Source organism: Bradyrhizobium sp. Pha-3 (assembly GCF_042258325.1).
Taxonomy (GTDB): Bacteria; Pseudomonadota; Alphaproteobacteria; order Rhizobiales; family Xanthobacteraceae; genus Bradyrhizobium; species Bradyrhizobium elkanii.
Genome location: NZ_CP170151.1, coordinates 8,873,029 through 8,889,625 on the forward strand (window position 1 = coordinate 8,873,029; position 16,597 = coordinate 8,889,625).

17 protein-coding genes are annotated in these 16,597 nt (G+C 64.6%); 11 read left to right on the plus strand and 6 right to left on the minus strand.

Annotated elements, in window-relative coordinates:
• Positions 1-98 precede the first annotated feature (98 nt).
• A complete protein-coding gene (locus tag ACE10X_RS42390; RefSeq protein ID WP_375763835.1) occupies positions 99-845 on the plus strand; it encodes a thermonuclease family protein in 747 nt (248 codons plus the stop codon).
• Positions 846-916: 71 nt separating this feature from the next.
• Positions 917-2,410: a M48 family metalloprotease gene (locus ACE10X_RS42395; RefSeq protein ID WP_038387820.1), complete on the plus strand. Its 1,494-nt coding sequence runs from the start codon at positions 917-919 to the stop codon at positions 2,408-2,410.
• A gap of 115 nt (positions 2,411-2,525) precedes the next feature.
• Here ACE10X_RS42395 and ACE10X_RS42400 read toward each other — a convergent pair whose 3' ends face one another.
• On the minus strand, positions 2,526-2,927 hold the full coding sequence (locus ACE10X_RS42400) for a cytochrome c family protein (protein ID WP_051003253.1): 402 nt from the start codon (positions 2,925-2,927) through the stop codon (positions 2,526-2,528).
• Positions 2,928-3,120: 193 nt separating this feature from the next.
• Here ACE10X_RS42400 and ACE10X_RS42405 point away from each other — a divergent pair, with 193 nt between their 5' ends.
• Complete coding sequence (locus tag ACE10X_RS42405) at positions 3,121-3,930, plus strand: transporter (protein WP_304557351.1); 810 nt, start codon at positions 3,121-3,123, stop codon at positions 3,928-3,930.
• A 137-nt stretch (positions 3,931-4,067) separates the two neighbouring features.
• On the opposite strand, the gene ACE10X_RS42410 is transcribed toward ACE10X_RS42405, so the two are convergent.
• The gene (locus tag ACE10X_RS42410) at positions 4,068-5,357 is read right to left on the minus strand and encodes an MFS transporter (protein WP_038387817.1); all 1,290 of its coding nucleotides are present in this window, start codon (positions 5,355-5,357) and stop codon (positions 4,068-4,070) included.
• A gap of 271 nt (positions 5,358-5,628) precedes the next feature.
• Between ACE10X_RS42410 and cyoA the strand changes: the two genes are divergently transcribed.
• From cyoA to ACE10X_RS42445, 7 genes are all read left to right on the plus strand, one after another.
• Positions 5,629-6,795 carry a ubiquinol oxidase subunit II gene (gene cyoA / locus ACE10X_RS42415; RefSeq protein WP_038387816.1) on the plus strand — a complete coding sequence of 389 codons (1,167 nt, stop codon included), beginning with the start codon at positions 5,629-5,631 and terminating at the stop codon, positions 6,793-6,795.
• A gap of 10 nt (positions 6,796-6,805) precedes the next feature.
• Entirely contained in the window at positions 6,806-8,809 is a 2,004-nt protein-coding gene (gene cyoB / locus ACE10X_RS42420; RefSeq protein ID WP_304557352.1) for a cytochrome o ubiquinol oxidase subunit I, read from the plus strand.
• Positions 8,806-9,435 (plus strand): cytochrome o ubiquinol oxidase subunit III, encoded by a 630-nt coding sequence (gene cyoC / locus ACE10X_RS42425; protein ID WP_375763836.1) that lies wholly within the window; start codon positions 8,806-8,808, stop codon positions 9,433-9,435. Before cyoB ends, cyoC begins: the two co-directional genes overlap by 4 nt.
• The gene (gene cyoD / locus ACE10X_RS42430; protein WP_038387808.1) at positions 9,432-9,830 is read left to right on the plus strand and encodes a cytochrome o ubiquinol oxidase subunit IV; all 399 of its coding nucleotides are present in this window, start codon (positions 9,432-9,434) and stop codon (positions 9,828-9,830) included. The genes cyoC and cyoD overlap by 4 nt, the downstream gene beginning before the upstream one ends.
• Positions 9,831-10,099: 269 nt before the next feature.
• Positions 10,100-10,888: an SURF1 family protein gene (locus ACE10X_RS42435; protein WP_038387807.1), complete on the plus strand. Its 789-nt coding sequence runs from the start codon at positions 10,100-10,102 to the stop codon at positions 10,886-10,888.
• A complete protein-coding gene (locus ACE10X_RS42440) occupies positions 10,860-12,245 on the plus strand; it encodes an ATP-binding protein (RefSeq protein ID WP_038387806.1) in 1,386 nt (461 codons plus the stop codon). Before ACE10X_RS42435 ends, ACE10X_RS42440 begins: the two co-directional genes overlap by 29 nt.
• Positions 12,235-12,771 (plus strand): response regulator transcription factor, encoded by a 537-nt coding sequence (locus ACE10X_RS42445; protein WP_038387805.1) that lies wholly within the window; start codon positions 12,235-12,237, stop codon positions 12,769-12,771. The genes ACE10X_RS42440 and ACE10X_RS42445 overlap by 11 nt, the downstream gene beginning before the upstream one ends.
• Before the next feature lie 71 nt (positions 12,772-12,842).
• Here ACE10X_RS42445 and ACE10X_RS42450 read toward each other — a convergent pair whose 3' ends face one another.
• On the minus strand, positions 12,843-13,241 hold the full coding sequence (locus ACE10X_RS42450; RefSeq protein ID WP_038387804.1) for a nuclear transport factor 2 family protein: 399 nt from the start codon (positions 13,239-13,241) through the stop codon (positions 12,843-12,845).
• Positions 13,242-13,434: 193 nt separating this feature from the next.
• On the opposite strand from ACE10X_RS42450, the gene ACE10X_RS42455 reads away from it, so the two are divergent.
• The gene (locus tag ACE10X_RS42455) at positions 13,435-13,698 is read left to right on the plus strand and encodes a hypothetical protein (RefSeq protein WP_038387803.1); all 264 of its coding nucleotides are present in this window, start codon (positions 13,435-13,437) and stop codon (positions 13,696-13,698) included.
• Between the two features lie 491 nt (positions 13,699-14,189).
• On the opposite strand, the gene ACE10X_RS42460 is transcribed toward ACE10X_RS42455, so the two are convergent.
• The 3 genes from ACE10X_RS42460 to fdxA form a co-directional block, all read right to left on the minus strand.
• The gene (locus ACE10X_RS42460; RefSeq protein ID WP_375763837.1) at positions 14,190-14,744 is read right to left on the minus strand and encodes a hypothetical protein; all 555 of its coding nucleotides are present in this window, start codon (positions 14,742-14,744) and stop codon (positions 14,190-14,192) included.
• Positions 14,745-15,026: 282 nt separating this feature from the next.
• Positions 15,027-15,836 carry a CarD family transcriptional regulator gene (locus ACE10X_RS42465; RefSeq protein WP_080583553.1) on the minus strand — a complete coding sequence of 270 codons (810 nt, stop codon included), beginning with the start codon at positions 15,834-15,836 and terminating at the stop codon, positions 15,027-15,029.
• A 411-nt stretch (positions 15,837-16,247) separates the two neighbouring features.
• Positions 16,248-16,586: a ferredoxin FdxA gene (gene fdxA, locus ACE10X_RS42470; protein ID WP_016844914.1), complete on the minus strand. Its 339-nt coding sequence runs from the start codon at positions 16,584-16,586 to the stop codon at positions 16,248-16,250.
• Positions 16,587-16,597: the final 11 nt, after the last annotated feature.

Consider the following 16,597-nt stretch of genomic DNA (forward strand, 5'->3'; position numbering starts at 1 on the left):
CTTGTGGCGACCAGGCTCCGACCGGAGCGCGCCGGAGTGACGAGTGCCGCATGACGCCTCCACGCGATAGAGCATGGCGTTGCCGCCCGCGGGCGGTGATGATGACAGCATGCGTCCTCGCGATCGGCGCGTGCATCGGACGCGCCGAAGCGACCGGCTGCAATTTCGAGATTCAGGGCGAGGGTCGCGTCGCAGCTGTTGTCGATGCGCGCAGCCTTCGGCTTGACGACGGCCGCGAGGTCAAGCTCGCCGGTATCGAGGTGGCCGACAAGGCGAAAGCCACGGCAGCGCTGACGGCGCTGTTGGTCGGCCGCGAGGTGACGCTGCGCGGACAGGACGACACGCCGGACCGCTACGGCCGGCAGCCGGCCTACGCATTCCTCGAAGGCAGCGAGAAGCCCGTTCAAAGCGAGTTGCTGCGCCAGGGCCTCGCTATGGCGTCATCCGAGGTCGCCGACAAGGACTGCGCCACGGCGCTGATGGCAGCCGAGGCCGAGGCCAGGGCCACCCGATCGGGAACCTGGGCCGGGTCCACGGTCATAAAAAACGCCGAAAGTTCCGCCGATATTTTGGCCGGGATCGGGCATTTTACAGTGGTCGAGGGCAGAGTTTTGTCCGTACGCCAGGCGGGCGCGACGACCTACCTGAATTTCGGTCGAAACTGGACACGGGACTTTGCTGTGACTATTTCAAGGCGCATAGTCCCTGCGTTCGAGGCGGCCGGGCTTGCGCCCAAGTCTCTGGAAAATCGTAAGATTCGTGTACGAGGCTGGGTGGAAGCGCGACGTGGGCCGCGAATCGAACTGCTCCGGGTGGGGCAGCTTGAAGTGCTCGGCGGGAACTAGGGCCCAAGGGACTCAAGAAACCCAGGGGCCCTGCCCCGGTCTTTTTACGGGACAATTTGTGAGTTTTTGACGTGATTGAGCGCGCAGGACGGCGTGAAGAGGGGACTGGCCGCCGCCTTTCGGCCGCGCTGGCGCTCGTCTGCGCCGCCCTGACGCTATCCGCCTGCGGCAATATCGGCCGGTTCGAGCAGGCCACGCCGACGGCATCGGCGGTGCCGGTGAAGCCGAACCGCGTGGTGCAGCAGACGCCCACGAGCGAGCGCGAGCATGAGCGCATCCTGTCGTCCTATGGCGGCGCCTATGACGACCCGAAACTCGAGGCCCTGATCAGCAAGACCGTCGAGCGGCTGGTCGCCGCCTCCGAACGGCCCGACCAGGCCTACAAGGTCACGATCCTCAATTCCGGCGCGGTCAACGCCTTCGCGCTGCCGACCGGCCAGCTCTATGTCACGCGCGGCCTGATTGCGCTCGCCAGCGACACCTCCGAGCTCTCCTCGGTGCTGAGCCACGAGATGGCGCATGTGCTGGCCAAGCACGCGGCGATGCGCGAGGACCAAGCCCGCCAGGCGGCGGTGGTGACGCGCGTCGTCACCGACATGAGCACCGATCCCGATCTCACCGCGCTGGCGCTCGCCAAGACCAAGCTGACGATGGCGAGCTTTTCGCGGCAGCAGGAGTTCGAGGCCGACGGCATCGGCGTCGGGATCGCCGCGCGCGCGCATTTCGATCCCTACGGCGCGGCGCGCTTCCTGACGGCGATGGAGCGCAATGCGGCGCTCAAGATCGGCAAGACCGCGCTCGATCCGCGCGCGCAGGACTTCACCTCGTCGCATCCGGCGACGCCCGAGCGCATCAACAACGCGCAGACCACCGCACGGCAATACTCATCGCCCGAGAGCAACGAGCGCGACCGCGAGACCTATCTCGCCGCGATCGACAACATCGTCTATGGCGAGGATCCCAGTGAAGGCTTCGTGCGCGGCCGCCGCTTCCTGCATCCCAAGCTCGGCTTCACCTTTACCGCGCCCGACAATTTCACGCTCGACAACACCGCGCAGGCGGTGATCGGCGTGCGCGAGGGCGGCAGCCAGGCGATGCGCTTCGACGTGGTGCGGGTGCCGGCCGAGCAGTCGCTCGGCGACTACCTGAATTCGGGCTGGATGGAAGGCGTCGAGAAGTCCTCGACCGAGGACCTCAACATCAACGGCTTTCCGGCGGCGTCGGCCACCGCGCATGGCGACCAGTGGCAATTCAAGGTCTACGCGCTGCGCTTCGGCAGCGACGTCTACCGCTTCATCTTCGCCGCCAAGCAGAAGTCCACCGAGAGCGAGCGCAACGCGCGCGAGACCGTCAATTCATTCCGCCGCCTGACGCTCGACGAGATCCAGGCCGCGCGCCCGCTGCGCATCAAGGTCATCAACGTGCAGCCCGGCGACACCGTGGAATCGCTGTCGCACCGTATGTCCGGCGTCGATCACCCGGCCGAGCGCTTCCGCGTGCTCAACGGCCTCGACGCCCATGCCCAGGTGAAGCCGCGCGACCGCGTCAAGATCGTGGTGGATTGAGGCGGCAAGAAAACGTGGCCCGTAGCCCGGATGGAGCGAAGCGCAATCCGGGGACGTGTATCCGTGGAGGGAAAATCCCGGATTACGCTGCGCTCCATCCGGGCTACTAGGAATCCTACTTCGCCTTCTCCTTGAGGAAGGCGATGATGTCGGCGCGGTCCTTCGGATCCTGAACTTCGTAGAACATCTTGGTGCCCGGAACCATGGCGTCCGGACCGGTGAGCCATTTGTCGAGATTCTCCTCGGTCCACACGATCTTCGAATTCTTCAGCGCCGGCGAGTAGTTGTAGCCTGCGACGGAGCCGGCAAGCCGGCCCACCACGCCCCTGTGCATCGGGCCGACGTCGTTCTTCTCGATCGAATGGCAATCGCCGCAGCCCTGGTACAGCGTGGCGCCGCGCGCCGCATCTCCCGCGGCACGGGCGCTGTTCACGGCGAGCAGAATCGCGATGGCCGCCATCGCGGCAATTTTGGCTTGCCGCGGCGCCAGCACGCCTGCGATCGAACGAATGGTCATTCCCGGGGCTCTCCTGTTTGCCACCACAACAGGAGCAGCCATGCTGCCATTCTATTCCCTGAAATGCCGTGCGCTTCGCGCGGCCGGCGACTGACGAAGATTTTTGAGCCAGCCGGGAATTTCCCCGCGCGCCGCCGATCTCTATCGAAAGCTGCCACCTCCGCAGCGGCGCCGGGCTATTGGAGCATCCCCAGTGTTTCAGAATCGGTTCGGCGCCGTCGCTCGACTTGCCGAACTCGGGTGCGTGCTTGCTGCGCTCACACTCGCAGCAGCCACCGCCGCGCGCGCGGACGGCTGTCCCAAGCCGGGCGACGAAATCGCGACCGACCGGCCCGACGTCACCAATTCGAGTATCGTCGTGCCGGTCGGGAGCCTGCAGAACGAGAACGGCATCAACCTGACCGGCCGCAACAGTGGCCGCAGCATCGACGGCAGCAACAGCCGCTGGCGGCTCGGGATTGCGCCCTGCCTCGAAGTGCTGGTCGACCTGCCGAGCTATGTCGGCACCGTGAAGTCGTCCGGTGCGACGGGCTTTTCCGACGTCGCGCCGGGGATCAAATGGCAGATCAGCCCGCTGCCGGGGAAGCTCGACCTCTCGATCACGGCCGGCGTCGCGCTGCCGACGGGCGCGGCCGAAATCGCCGGGCGCGGCGCGCAGCCCTATATCCAATTGCCGTGGTCATGGGAGCTGCATGACGGCTGGGGCGTCAGCGGTATGTTCACGGAATTCTTCCGCCCCGCCGAGCTGACCGGCCGGCGCATGTCGGAGGCGACCTTCGTGATCGAGAAGAAGCTGACCGAGCGGATCAGTGTGTTCACCGAATATGTCGGCGACTATCCCGACGGCGCGCGGCCGATCCAGCTCATCAACTCCGGCGGCCTGTACCAGATCACGCCGACCCAGCAGATCGACTTCCATGTCGCGTTCGGACTCAACCGCAACTCGCCGAACTACATCGTCGGCCTGGGCTATTCGTTCCGCGTCGACGGATTGTTCCGCTAGCGCACCTCCCCTTGAAAAGGGGAGGTCGCTTTGCTCGCCAGAGCAAAGCGGGTGGGGATCTGCTCTCTCCGCTTGCAGCGGAGCCTGTGGCTGACCCCCATCCCGACCTTCCCCCTTTCAGGGGGAAGGAGAAGAGCTCAAGCCTCGGCTTCGCGCAATCCGCTCAGCCACAGCGCCAGCAGCGTCCACACCGCGCCCGACAAAAGGTAGGCACCCGCCGAGATCAGGCCGAAATGCGTCGCCAGCAGCAGCGCCGCCAGCGGCGCAAAGCCGGCACCGAACAGCCAGGCGAAATCCGAGGTCAGTGCCGAGGCCGTGTAGCGATAGTTGCGCGCGAAGCTCGAGGCGATCGCGCCCGATGACTGGCCGAACGACAGGCCGAGCAGCACGAAGCCGAGCACCATGTACACAGTTTCACCGAACGCCCCGGCATCGAGCAGCTGCGGTGCGAAGCCGCTGTAGACCGCGATCGCGACCGCTGAGCCCAGCAGCAGCGGCTTGCGGCCGACGCGGTCGGCGATCATGCCGGAGGCGACGATCGCGACGACGCCGACCATGGCGCCGATCATCTCGATGATCAGGAAGCGCACCGGGCTTTCCTTGGTGAACAGGAACACCCAGGACAGCGGAAACACCGTGACCATGTGGAACAGCGCAAAGCTCGCCAGCGGCGCGAACGCGCCGAGCAGGATGTTGCGGCCCTCCTGCGCGACGGTCTCGCCGACCCGCGCCGGCTCCAGATCGCGGCTTTCGAACAGCTCGGAATATTCATCGGTCGCCACCATGCGCAGCCGCGCGAACAGCGCCACCACGTTGATGGCGAAGGCGACGAAGAACGGGTAGCGCCAGCCCCAGTCGAAGAAATCATCCGCCGAGAGGTTGCCGGCGAAGAAGGCGAACAGCGCGCTGGCCACGATCAGCCCGAGCGGCGCGCCGAGCTGCGGCACCATCGCGTACCAGCCGCGGCGATGCGCCGGCGAATTCATCGCGAGCAGCGAGGCAAGGCCGTCCCAGGCGCCGCCCCAGGCAATGCCCTGCAGCACGCGCGCGGCGGCCAGCAGCCAGATCGCCGCGACGCCGATCGTGTCGTAGCCGGGCAGGAAGGCGAGCGCGACCGTAGCGGTGCCGAGCAGGAACAGCGCGATGACGAGCTTGGCGCCCTTGCCGTGGCGGCGGTCGACCGCCATGAAGATCACGGTGCCGAGCGGTCGCGCGGCGAAGGCCAGCGCGAAGATGCCGAACGAATAGAGCGTGCCGGTCAGTTCATTGACGAACGGAAACACCAGCTTCGGAAACACGATGACCGAGGCGATCGCATAGACGAAGAAGTCGAAGAATTCCGACGTGCGTCCGATGATGACGCCGATGGCGATATCGCCGGGTTTCGCCTGCGCGTGACCTGACGCGGTCGGGGTGCCGTGAGCCATTGCTGGGGCTTGTGCCATCGCCGGAGAACCGTCCTTTGGAGCATGATCCGGGAAAGCGGAAACCGGTTTTCCCTCGCGACAAACGCGGAATGCGTTTGCGCGGAGATCATGCTCAAGCAAGAGATGAGGCCACGGACAGATTGCCACGCGGTCCACCTCACCTTCTGACCCGCTATCTCGCAGTGCAACATTGGACAAATTGTCCAATGTCAACTTTGCTGCATCGCAGCTACCCCTTGGCGGAACTCATAAAATTCAAGTGGGGTGAGCCGTGCGCGCCTTGAAATTATTGGCCTTATTGCCGTTCGCGGCGCTCCTTGGCGGGTGCGATTTCGTCGTCCTCGCCCCTGCCGGCGACATCGCCGCCCAGCAGCGCGACCTCGTCGTCATCTCGACCGTCCTGATGCTCATCATCGTGCTTCCGGTGATGGCGCTGACCATCTTCTTCGCCTGGCGCTACCGCCAGTCCAACGCCGCGGCGCCCTATGAACCGGAGTGGGATCACTCCACCCAGCTCGAGCTCGTGATCTGGTCGGCGCCGCTGCTGATCATCATCTGCCTCGGCGCGCTGACCTGGATGGGCACGCATCTGCTCGATCCGTACCGCTCGCTCGGCCGCATCGCCGCCGACAAGCCGATCGAGAGCAAGGACGCCCCGCTCAATGTCGAGGTGGTCGCGCTCGACTGGAAGTGGCTGTTCATCTACCCGGACTACGGCGTCGCCGCCGTCAACGAGCTCGCAGCTCCGGTCGACCGCCCGATCCGCTTCCGCATCACGGCGTCCTCCGTGATGAACTCGTTCTACATCCCCGCACTTGCCGGCCAGATCTACGCCATGCCCGGCATGGAGACCAAGCTGCACGCGGTCGCCAACAAGGAAGGCACGTATCGCGGCTTCTCCGCCAATTACAGCGGCGCCGGCTTCTCCGGCATGCACTTCGAGTTCAAGAGCCTGTCGGCAACGGATTTCGACAAGTGGATCGGCAGCGCCAAGGCCAGTGCCAGCATGCTCGGCCGCACCGACTATCTGCAGCTCGAGCGTCCGAGCCAGAACGATCCGGTTCGGCTCTATCGCTCGGTCGATCGCGACCTCTACAAGGCGATCCTCAACATGTGCGTCGAGCCCGGCAAGATGTGCATGAGCGAGATGATGGCGATCGATGCCAAGGGCGGCCTCGGCCGTGAGGGCTTCAACAACACGCTGCCGCTGACCTACGACAAATACGCCCGCCGCGGCGCACCGCTCGGCTCTGAGCCGACCTTCGTCGCCGGCATCTGCTCGATGGACGAGATCAAGGACGCGCCGTCGCGCGAGGTCACCGCGCCGCTCGACCTGACGCCGCTGCGCGGCTTCGGGCTGAAGCGCCCGCCGTTCTCGCCCGCGCATCCGTCGTCGACATCCTTGCTGCTCGGTCAGCGTCCGAAATCAGAGTCCTGAGGAGGACCGCATGAACCCCGATCTCGTCAAGATGGTCTTCGGCCGCCTCAATCTGGAAGCGCTGCCGTTCCATGAGCCGATCCTGGTCGGCACCTTCGCGGTGGTGGCGACCGGCGGCCTCGCGCTGTTTGCGATCGTCACCTATTTCCGGCTCTGGACCTACCTGTGGCGCGAGTGGTTCACCACCGTGGACCACAAGCGCATCGGCATCATGTACATGATCCTCGGCATCGTGATGCTGCTGCGCGGCTTCGCGGACGCGCTGATGATGCGCCTGCAGCAGGCGATCGCCTTTGGCGGCTCCGACGGTTACCTCCCGGCCCATCACTACGACCAGATCTTCACCGCGCACGGCGTGATCATGATCTTCTTCGTGGCGATGCCGCTGGTCACCGGACTGATGAACTATGTGGTGCCGCTGCAGATCGGCGCCCGCGACGTCTCCTTCCCGTTCCTCAACAATTTCAGCTTCTGGATGACGGTCGGCGGCGCCGTGCTGGTGATGATGTCGCTGTTCGTCGGCGAATTCGCCCGCACCGGCTGGCTCGCCTACCCGCCGCTGTCGAACATCGGCTACAGTCCCGACGTCGGCGTCGACTATTACATATGGGGACTGCAGGTCGCCGGCGTCGGCACGACGCTATCGGGCATCAACCTGATTTGCACCATCGTCAAGCTGCGCGCGCCGGGCATGACGATGATGAAGATGCCGGTGTTCACCTGGACCTCGCTATGCACCAACGTCCTGATCGTCGCCTCCTTCCCGGTGCTGACGGCGGTGCTGGCGCTGCTGTCGCTCGATCGTTACGTCGGCACCAACTTCTTCACGAACGACTTCGGCGGCAACCCGATGATGTACGTGAACCTGATCTGGATCTGGGGCCACCCCGAGGTCTACATCCTGGTGCTGCCGGCGTTCGGTATCTTCTCCGAGGTGACCGCGACATTCTCCGGCAAGCGGCTGTTCGGCTACACGTCGATGGTCTACGCCACCGTCGTCATCACCATCCTGTCCTACCTGGTCTGGCTGCACCACTTCTTCACGATGGGCTCCGGGGCCAGCGTGAACTCGTTCTTCGGCATCACCACCATGATCATCTCGATCCCGACGGGCGCGAAGATGTTCAACTGGCTGTTCACGATGTATCGCGGCCGCATCCGCTTCGAGCTGCCGATGATGTGGACGGTGGCATTCATGCTGACCTTCGTGATCGGCGGCATGACCGGCGTGCTGCTGGCGGTGCCGCCGGCCGATTTCGTGCTGCATAACAGCCTGTTCCTGATCGCGCATTTCCACAACGTGATCATCGGCGGCGTGCTGTTCGGCCTGTTCGCCGGCATCAACTACTGGTTCCCGAAGGCGTTCGGCTTCAGGCTCGATCCGTTCTGGGGCAAGCTGTCGTTCTGGTTCTGGGTCTCGGGCTTCTACTTCGCCTTCATGCCGCTCTACGTGCTCGGCCTGATGGGCGTGACCCGAAGGCTCCGCGTGTTCGACGATTCCTCCTTGCAGATCTGGTTCATCATCGCGGGCTTCGGCGCGTTCCTGATCCTGCTCGGCATCGTTGCGATGCTGGTGCAGTTCGCGGTCAGCATTCTGCGCCGCGAGCAGCTGAAGGACACCACCGGCGATCCCTGGAACGCGCGGACGCTGGAATGGGCGACCTCCTCGCCGCCGCCGGACTACAACTTCGCCTTCACGCCCGTGGTCTACGACAACGACGCCTGGTGGGACATGAAGCGCCGCGGCTACAGGCGCCCGCTCACCGGCTTCAAGCCGATCCACATGCCGTCCAACACCGGCACCGGCATCATCCTCGCCGGACTTGCGACGGTGATGGGGTTCGGCCTGATCTGGTACATCTGGTGGCTCGCCGCCGTCAGCTTCGTTGCGCTGCTCGCGGTCGCGATCGGCCACACCTTCAACTATCACCGCGACTTCCACATCCCGGCGGATGAGGTGGTGCGGGCCGAAGAGGCGCGGACACGCGTGCTCGCCGCGGGAGCCCAGACATGAGCGTTGCAATCATAACCACACAGGACTCCGAGCCGGTCTTCCACGTCATCGACGAGCATGATCATCCGGAAGGCGCCAGCACCATGCTGGGCTTCTGGATCTACCTGATGAGCGATTGCCTCATCTTCGCGATGCTGTTTGCGACCTACGGCGTGCTCGGTGGAAGCTATGCTGCTGGCCCATCGCCGAAGGATCTGTTCGACCTCAAGCTGGTCGCGCTCAACACCACGATGCTGCTGCTCTCCTCGATCACCTATGGCTTTGCCATGCTGACGATGGAGAAATCGAGGATCGGCGCGACGCAAGCCTGGCTCGCCATCACCGGGCTGTTCGGCCTCGCCTTTCTCGGCATCGAGCTCACCGAGTTCGCGCATATGATCCACGAGGGCGCGACGCCCCAGCGCAGCGCCTTCCTGTCGTCGTTCTTCACGCTGGTCGGCACCCACGGCCTGCACGTCACCTTCGGCCTCGTCTGGCTGGTGACGCTGATGGTGCAGACCGCGCGCTTCGGCCTCACCGAAGCCAACCGGCGCCGGCTGATGTGCCTCTCGATGTTCTGGCACTTCCTCGACGTGGTCTGGATCGGCGTCTTCACCTTCGTCTATCTCCTGGGAATGCTGCGATGACAACAAAAGCTCACGCCGAAGCTCATACTCTCGAAGCCAATGCCGGCCACCGCCATGACGATCACGGCGCGGCTCACGGCTCGCTGAAGAGCTATCTGATCGGCTTCGGCCTCTCGGTTGTCCTCACGGCAATTCCGTTCTGGCTGGTGATGACCGGCGCCATCGCCGACAAGCAGGTCACCGCGCTGATCGTGCTGGTGCTCGCCGCGGTGCAGATCGTCGTGCACATGGTGTACTTCCTGCACATGAACACGCGGTCCGAGAACGGCTGGACCATGATGGCGATGATCTTCACCGTGGTCATGGTGGTGATCGCGCTGACCGGCTCGCTGTGGGTCATGCATCACCTCAACATCAACATGATGCCGATGCACGACATGAGCCAGATGCCGTGACGATGCGGAGCGCCTCAGACCCCTCTTCACCTCTCCCGCTTGCGGGGGAGCATAGGCCGCCTTTGGCGGCCGTCCTTGAAGGACGCCGAAGCAAAGCTTCGGCTATGACGCGCGCAGCGCGTGGCGGGTGGGGGCTCTCTCCACATAATGACCCTTCCGGCTCGCGGCGACACCCCCACTCCAACCCTCCCCCGCAAGCGGGAGAGGGAGCAAAGTCCCGACGAGGCGACGCCTCAGCTCTCCGTCGTTGCACACTGCTCACGCTCGGCATGCTGGGCGTGGTGCTGCTGGGCGCGCTCGGCGTCTGGCAGGTCGAGCGCCGGAGCTGGAAGCTGGCGCTGATCGAACGGGTCGAGCAGCGCATGCATGCGGCGCCGGTCGCGCCGCCGCCCCCATCGTCATGGCCGGCCGTCACGGCCGCGGGCGATGAATACCGCCGCGTCACCGTACGCGGCACGTTCCTCAACGCGGATGAAACGCTGGTGCAGGCCGTCACGGCCGAGGGCCCCGGCTTCTGGGTACTGACCCCGCTGCAAGCCGCCGACGGAACCACCGTGCTGGTCAACCGCGGCTTTGTTCCGCCTGACAGGCGCGACCCCGCGACACGGCGCGATGGCGAGCCGCAGGGCGCCGTCAGCGTCACCGGACTGCTGCGGATGTCGGAGCCGAAGGGCGGCTTCCTGCGCAGCAACGACGCTTCGGCCGGCCGCTGGTATTCCCGCGACGTCGCCGCGATCGCTGCCGCGCACGGACTGTCGAAAGTGGCCCCCTTCTTCATCGACGCCGATGCGACGCCAAAGCCAGGCGGCTCCCCAATCGGCGGGCTCACGATCGTGCGGTTTCCGAACAACCATCTGATTTACGCGCTGACATGGTTCGCACTGGCCTTTATGCTGGCGGGCGCGCTCCTGCGCGTCATCAGCGGCAGGAGCCGCGCCGGCGCCTCCGATCCAAGGTGGGGCTCACGACGCGCCGCCGTGCGCCGCCTGATCGGCGCAGCCCGCAATCTGTCCCGCGACACAGGCCCAGATGCTCGAGCGCACATCGGATCTGCATGACGACAAGGCCGCGACCGGCACGGCCATGATGCCGTCCGCCGCGAGCGCGGCTGCCGGCATGCCGTTCGACCTCGCCGCGCCCGCCGACATCGCGACCAATCGCAAGAACATGGCCCTCCTGGTCCAGCTGCGCTGGATCGCCGTGATCGGCCAGATCGCCACCATCGGCTTCGTGCAGTTCTGGTTGGGCGTCGCGCTGCCGCTGCTGCCCCTGGCGGCCGTGATCTCCGGGCTGGTGGCACTCAATGTCGTCAGCCTGCTGTGGCTGCGCTACCGCGCCGACATCAACAACCGCGAGCTGCTGGTCGCGCTGGCGCTCGACGTGGCGGCGCTGACCGCCCTGCTCTATCTCAGCGGCGGCGCCACCAACCCCTTCACCTCGCTCTACCTGCTGCAGGTGACGCTTGGCGCGGTGCTGCTCGATGCGCCCTCGACCTGGTCGCTGGTGGCGCTGGTCTGCATGAACTTCGCCTGGCTGACCAGCTATTACCGGCCGCTGGAGCTGCCGCAGCATGGTTTCGCCGATGCCTTCAACCTCTATATCGCCGGCACCTTCATCGGCCTCGTGCTCGACGCCGTGCTGCTCGTGGTGTTCATGACCCGGATCAATCGCAATCTGCGCGACCGCGACCTGCGCCTCGCGGCGCTGCGCCAGCACGCCGCCGAGCAGGATCACATCGTCCGGATCGGCCTCCTGGCCTCCGGCGCCGCGCATGAGCTCGGCACGCCGCTCGCCTCGCTCTCGGTCATCCTGGGCGACTGGCGCCGGATGCCCGCGCTCGCCTCCGACCCTGAAATGTCGCAGGACCTCGGCGAGATGGAGATCTCGGTGCAGCGCTGCAAGTCGATCGTCACGGGCATCCTGCTCTCGGCGGGCGAAGCCCGCGGCGAAGGCTCCTCGCCGACCACGGTCGCGGCGTTCCTGACGGCGCTGGTCGAGGAATGGCGGACGACGCGGCCGTCGGCCACGCTGTATTTCCGCAACGCCTTCGGCGCCGATCTCGCGATCGTATCCGACATCGCGCTCAAGCAGGCGATCTTCAACGTGCTCGACAACGCCGCCGAGGTCTCGCGCGACTGGATCGAGCTGACCGCCGAGCGCAATGCCGACCGCCTGGTGCTGTCGGTGACCGATCGCGGCCCGGGTTTCTCGCGCGAGATGCTGGCGCATATCGGCAAGCCGTATCAATCGACCAAGGGCAGCCCCGGCAGCGGCCTCGGCCTGTTCCTGGTGGTCAACGTCGTGCGCAAGCTGGGCGGCGTGGTGACGGCGCGCAACCGGCCGGACATCGGCGCCGCGGTCAGGCTCGAGCTGCCGCTTTCGACGCTCGCGATCGGAGACCATCTTGACGGATGAACGCCAGCTCCTGATCGTCGAGGACGATACGGGTTTCGCCCGCACGCTGAAGCGCTCGTTCGAGCGCCGCGGCTATGATGTGGCGGTGTCGGCCTCCCTCGACGAGGTCCGCCAGCTGCTGGAGCAGCAGTCGCCCGGCTATGCCGTGGTCGACCTCAAGCTCGCCGGCGGTGCATCGGGGCTTGCCTGCGTCGAGGCGCTGCACGCGCACGACCCCGAGATGCTGATCGTCGTGCTGACCGGGTTCGCCAGCATCGCAACCGCGGTCGAGGCGATCAAGCTCGGCGCCTGCCACTATCTGGCCAAGCCGTCCAACACCGACGACATCGAGGCCGCGTTCCTTAAAGCGCAAGGCAACGCCGCCATCGAGGTCGGCGCGCGGCCGACCTCGATCAAGACACTGGAATGGGAGCGCATCCACCAGACCCTGATCGAGACCGATTTCAACATCTCCGAGGCCGCCCGCCGGCTCGGCATGCATCGCCGGACATTGGCACGCAAGCTCGAGAAGCAGCGGGTGAAGTAGCCGATAGAGGCGGATGACGCCAACGAGACACGCGAACGCGCGTCTGATTCAGCCGGTCGCCTCTCGCGCCGTCACGACATCGCGGCAACATCCGCCGCAGTGTCAATGTACTCCTGAAAATAGACCGCCTTTCCTTCGCGGTACTTAAAGACATGGGCCCATTCGTTCGTCACGGTCTTGCCTGTTCGCTTTGCCCGCGCCGTGAGCGTACCCAGGACCACGACGGTGTCGCCCTGCTCAATCATCTCACGCGGTGCGAACTCGCTGAATTCCAGATTCTCGCCGACCTGGACGAAGAAGTTTGCAATCTGCTGCTTCCCCTTGAAGGTCCCGGCCCAAGGCAGTTTGTCCTGGGGACCCGGGGTTATCCACGTGCAGTTGTCATCGATCAGATCCCTCATGAGCGTCGGAATGTCACCACGTTGAAAGGCCTCATAACCCTTCCTGGTTGCCTCAACATTGGATGTCATCGGATTTCTCCTCGCTGCAAATTGATGGGTCAACTTAATATCGATCAAATAGCGGCAGGGCGGTCAGCTTAGCACGCCGCGCTCCGGTTGCCGTCGTCATCCATGAAGCAAGACAGGACGATACTGGTCAGGATCGTTTACGTAGCTTCGAGCGTCATTGCGGCTCGCTTCGCTGCCAGTGTAAAGCGAGGGCATGAGTAATGCCGACAAGCTCTTCCAACCCGGCCCTGACAATGCCGACCATGCGGCCATGATCGCGGCGGCGATCCGCTGCATCGACGATTTCACCGACCGGTTCAACGCTCGCGATCTCGCCGGCATGGACGTACTGCTGCACTTCCCGCACGTCATCCTGTCCGGCGAGCAGCTCGTGATCTGGGAAGGCCCGGACCAGCTGCCGCCGTCGTTCTTCGACGATCTGGCGCGCACCACCGGATGGGCGAAGAGCACCTATTAGCGCAAGGAGCCGGTACTGGTCAGTCCGCGCAAGGTGCATCTCTTGGTCGAATACAGCCGCGACCGCGCCGATAGATCGATCATCACTCGGCACCGCAATCTATGGATCGTGACCTCCGAGAACCGCCGCTGGGGCATCAAGCAGCGCTCGTATTGAGCACACGGCGCGGCAGCATCAACGGCGTCGCCGACGGGCTACCGCCGAGCCAGGAAGACTCCCAGCAAGAATGCAACGGCAAGTGATTGAAGCGGAGCCGCCCTGGCCGCCTCACTCAAGTGATGCAGCCACCGATCTTGCTGCGGCAAAGGTTCGAATACGCCGCGCTCAGCCATCTGACGGATCGCCTCTGACGCCTGTTCTATGCGTTGTTCAGGGCTGGCAGTGGAAGCAATGGGGTTTTCGTTAGCCATCGGACGAACGGGCCTTCTGTATCAACACTAACGTCCCTCGATTGCGGACTGTTCCTCGGCTCCTTCACTAAAGCGATGCGCTCAGTCATTCCCGAAGAAATTCACCAACGGACGAGGCGGGGAGTCATCGTCTTCAGACGCCATGATCGGCACTTCGCGGCGTCGCGCCTGCTCCAAGAGCACCGGAGCTTCGCGGCGTTGCTCGCCTTGCTCGATGCGCCGCTGTTGACGCTTCGCCTGCTCGGTCGCGACGCGCTTCGCCTTGCGTTCGGCGTAGCGCTTACGCCGCTCCATTTCTGCAATGTCGGATTTTCTCGTGTCCACCACGTCTGCCTGCTTCTCGACAGGCGCTTGTACGTCCTTGACCGGCTCCGGTGGCGGCTGCGGCGGTGAGGCTGCGTCCGGCGTGGCGGGCTCTCGTTGGGTGGCAGGCTGCGGTGGCTGCGCGGCTTCTGCCGTGGATGGCAGGATAACGCGCGCTGGTTCCGCAGGCGCTGGCGAAGAGACGCGCGCGGGGGCGCCGGCAGAATCCTTAAGCGCCGAATTCGCCATGAACAGTCCACCACCGAACCCAGCGCCTAGGATGATAAAAGTTGTTCCAACGCCTGCGAAAAAAATGCCTGCCTTTGATGTCATGGTCCGCTCTCCTCATTGGCGAGCGAACGCGCGAAAGTTACCGGCGTTCCGTTTCGGGATAACTCGGCAACGAGTGCCGCTGGCCCAAGAGTCCAGCGGCGCGGACAGTTTGGAGTATCGATCTGCCCGGGCGAAGGTCGCGGTCGTGGGACTGCAACTTGCGGAGAGCCTGCACCCTCACCCGGATTGCATTTGCCGAGGTAAGCGTGCCCACGGACACGCCGCCAAAGCAAAAAGCCCGGTCTTGCGACCGGGCTTTTGTTTTCAATCCGTCGAACCCTTTCAGGCGGCTTCGTCCTCGACGGCGGTATCGTCGCCATCGTTGTCGAGATCCTCACCGTCGGCATCGCCCTCGGCGTCGCCTTCAGCGGACTCGGCCTTGGCGCCGCGGCGCGGGCTCTTGGCGAGTTGGCCTTCGATCTCCTTGATCGCCTCGGTCTCGGTCGAGTGCTGCACGACCGCGATCTCGCGCGACAGACGGTCGAGCGCCGCTTCATAGAGCTGGCGTTCAGAGTAGGACTGCTCGGGCTGCGATTCCGAACGATAGAGGTCGCGGACCACCTCGGCGATCGCGACGATGTCGCCCGAGTTGATCTTCGCTTCATATTCCTGGGCGCGGCGCGACCACATGGTGCGCTTGACGCGGGCGCGGCCCTTCAGCGTCTCCAGCGCCTTCTTGACCAGCGCCGGCTCCGACAGCTTGCGCATGCCGACATTGGCGACCTTCGCCGTCGGAACGCGCAGCGTCATCTTGTCCTTCATGAAATTGATCACGAACAGCTCGAGCTTGGCGCCCGCGATCTCCTGCTCCTCGATCGCCAGAATCTGGCCGACGCCGTGAGCGGGATAGACCACGAATTCGTTGGCCTTGAAGCCCTGGCGCTGAGTCACGACTTTCTTCGGCTCCTCGACGCGCGGCGCAGCGGCCGGCTTGGCGGCGGCCTTCGGAGCAGCGGCGGGGACGGCAGCCTTCGGCGCGGCCGGCTTCGGCGCAGCAGCCGTCTTGGTCGCGGCAGGCTTGGGGGCGACCTTGGCAGCAGCGGGCTTCGCAGCTGCCGCTTTCGCGGCAGTCTTGGCAGTCTTTTCTGGCATCACGCTTCTTTTGTTCTTTGAGGACTTTGCAGCCGCCGCCTTCTTGGCACCCTTCACAGACGCCTTGGCACGGCCCTTGGTTGCGCTGCGAGCAACGACAGCGGCTTTTTTCGTCGTCTTTGAAGCACTCTTTTTACGCGTTTTCTGTGACACAGCCTGCGCGCGGAAACTGCCACGCCCCTGTTCGAGTTTGCGGGAACCTCGAAGCCACAAGGTACGCATGGCAGGGGGTTCTTGGCCTGTAATGTGTCAGATATAGCACATTTTCCGCAAAAATCAATGGTTTACGCCCGATTCCGGGCATAACAGGGGCCGTTCAGGTCATATGTCCGTCATTAGGGTTAAATCGGCGGCCGAACGGAGGGCCGCGGCGGACCGACGTCCACCCTTACCGTGGTAATCCCTGGCGAATCAGTCGCCGCTGCCGGGATTTGGAGAAAAATACTTCTCGAACTTGCCTTCCTTGCCTTCCCACTCCTTGGCGTCTTCCGGCGAGTCCTTCTTCTGGGTGATGTTCGGCCAGCTCTTGGCGTAGTCGCGGTTGACCTCGAGCCACTTCTCCAGCCCCGGCTCGGTGTCCGGCTTGATGGCGTCCGCCGGGCATTCCGGCTCGCACACGCCGCAATCGATGCATTCGTCAGGATGGATGACCAGCATGTTCTCGCCCTCGTAGAAGCAATCGACGGGGCAGACCTCGACGCAGTCGGTATATTTGCACTTGATGCAGGCTTCAGTGACGACGTAGGTCATCCAAAACTCCG

What these genes read in the sequence shown, in the direction of transcription:
- ACE10X_RS42390 (WP_375763835.1), top strand. Translation starts at nt 99, where the DNA reads ATGATGACAGCATGCGTCCTCGCGATCGGCGCGTGCATCGGACGCGCC.
- ACE10X_RS42400 (WP_051003253.1), bottom strand. Translation starts at nt 2,927, where the DNA reads ATGACCATTCGTTCGATCGCAGGCGTGCTGGCGCCGCGGCAAGCCAAA.
- ACE10X_RS42410 (WP_038387817.1), bottom strand. Translation starts at nt 5,357, where the DNA reads ATGGCTCACGGCACCCCGACCGCGTCAGGTCACGCGCAGGCGAAACCC.
- cyoB (WP_304557352.1), top strand. Translation starts at nt 6,806, where the DNA reads ATGAACCCCGATCTCGTCAAGATGGTCTTCGGCCGCCTCAATCTGGAA.
- cyoC (WP_375763836.1), top strand. Translation starts at nt 8,806, where the DNA reads ATGAGCGTTGCAATCATAACCACACAGGACTCCGAGCCGGTCTTCCAC.
- cyoD (WP_038387808.1), top strand. Translation starts at nt 9,432, where the DNA reads ATGACAACAAAAGCTCACGCCGAAGCTCATACTCTCGAAGCCAATGCC.
- ACE10X_RS42435 (WP_038387807.1), top strand. Translation starts at nt 10,100, where the DNA reads ATGCTGGGCGTGGTGCTGCTGGGCGCGCTCGGCGTCTGGCAGGTCGAG.
- ACE10X_RS42440 (WP_038387806.1), top strand. Translation starts at nt 10,860, where the DNA reads ATGCTCGAGCGCACATCGGATCTGCATGACGACAAGGCCGCGACCGGC.
- ACE10X_RS42450 (WP_038387804.1), bottom strand. Translation starts at nt 13,241, where the DNA reads ATGACATCCAATGTTGAGGCAACCAGGAAGGGTTATGAGGCCTTTCAA.
- ACE10X_RS42455 (WP_038387803.1), top strand. Translation starts at nt 13,435, where the DNA reads ATGAGTAATGCCGACAAGCTCTTCCAACCCGGCCCTGACAATGCCGAC.
- ACE10X_RS42460 (WP_375763837.1), bottom strand. Translation starts at nt 14,744, where the DNA reads ATGACATCAAAGGCAGGCATTTTTTTCGCAGGCGTTGGAACAACTTTT.
- ACE10X_RS42465 (WP_080583553.1), bottom strand. Translation starts at nt 15,836, where the DNA reads ATGCCAGAAAAGACTGCCAAGACTGCCGCGAAAGCGGCAGCTGCGAAG.
- fdxA (WP_016844914.1), bottom strand. Translation starts at nt 16,586, where the DNA reads ATGACCTACGTCGTCACTGAAGCCTGCATCAAGTGCAAATATACCGAC.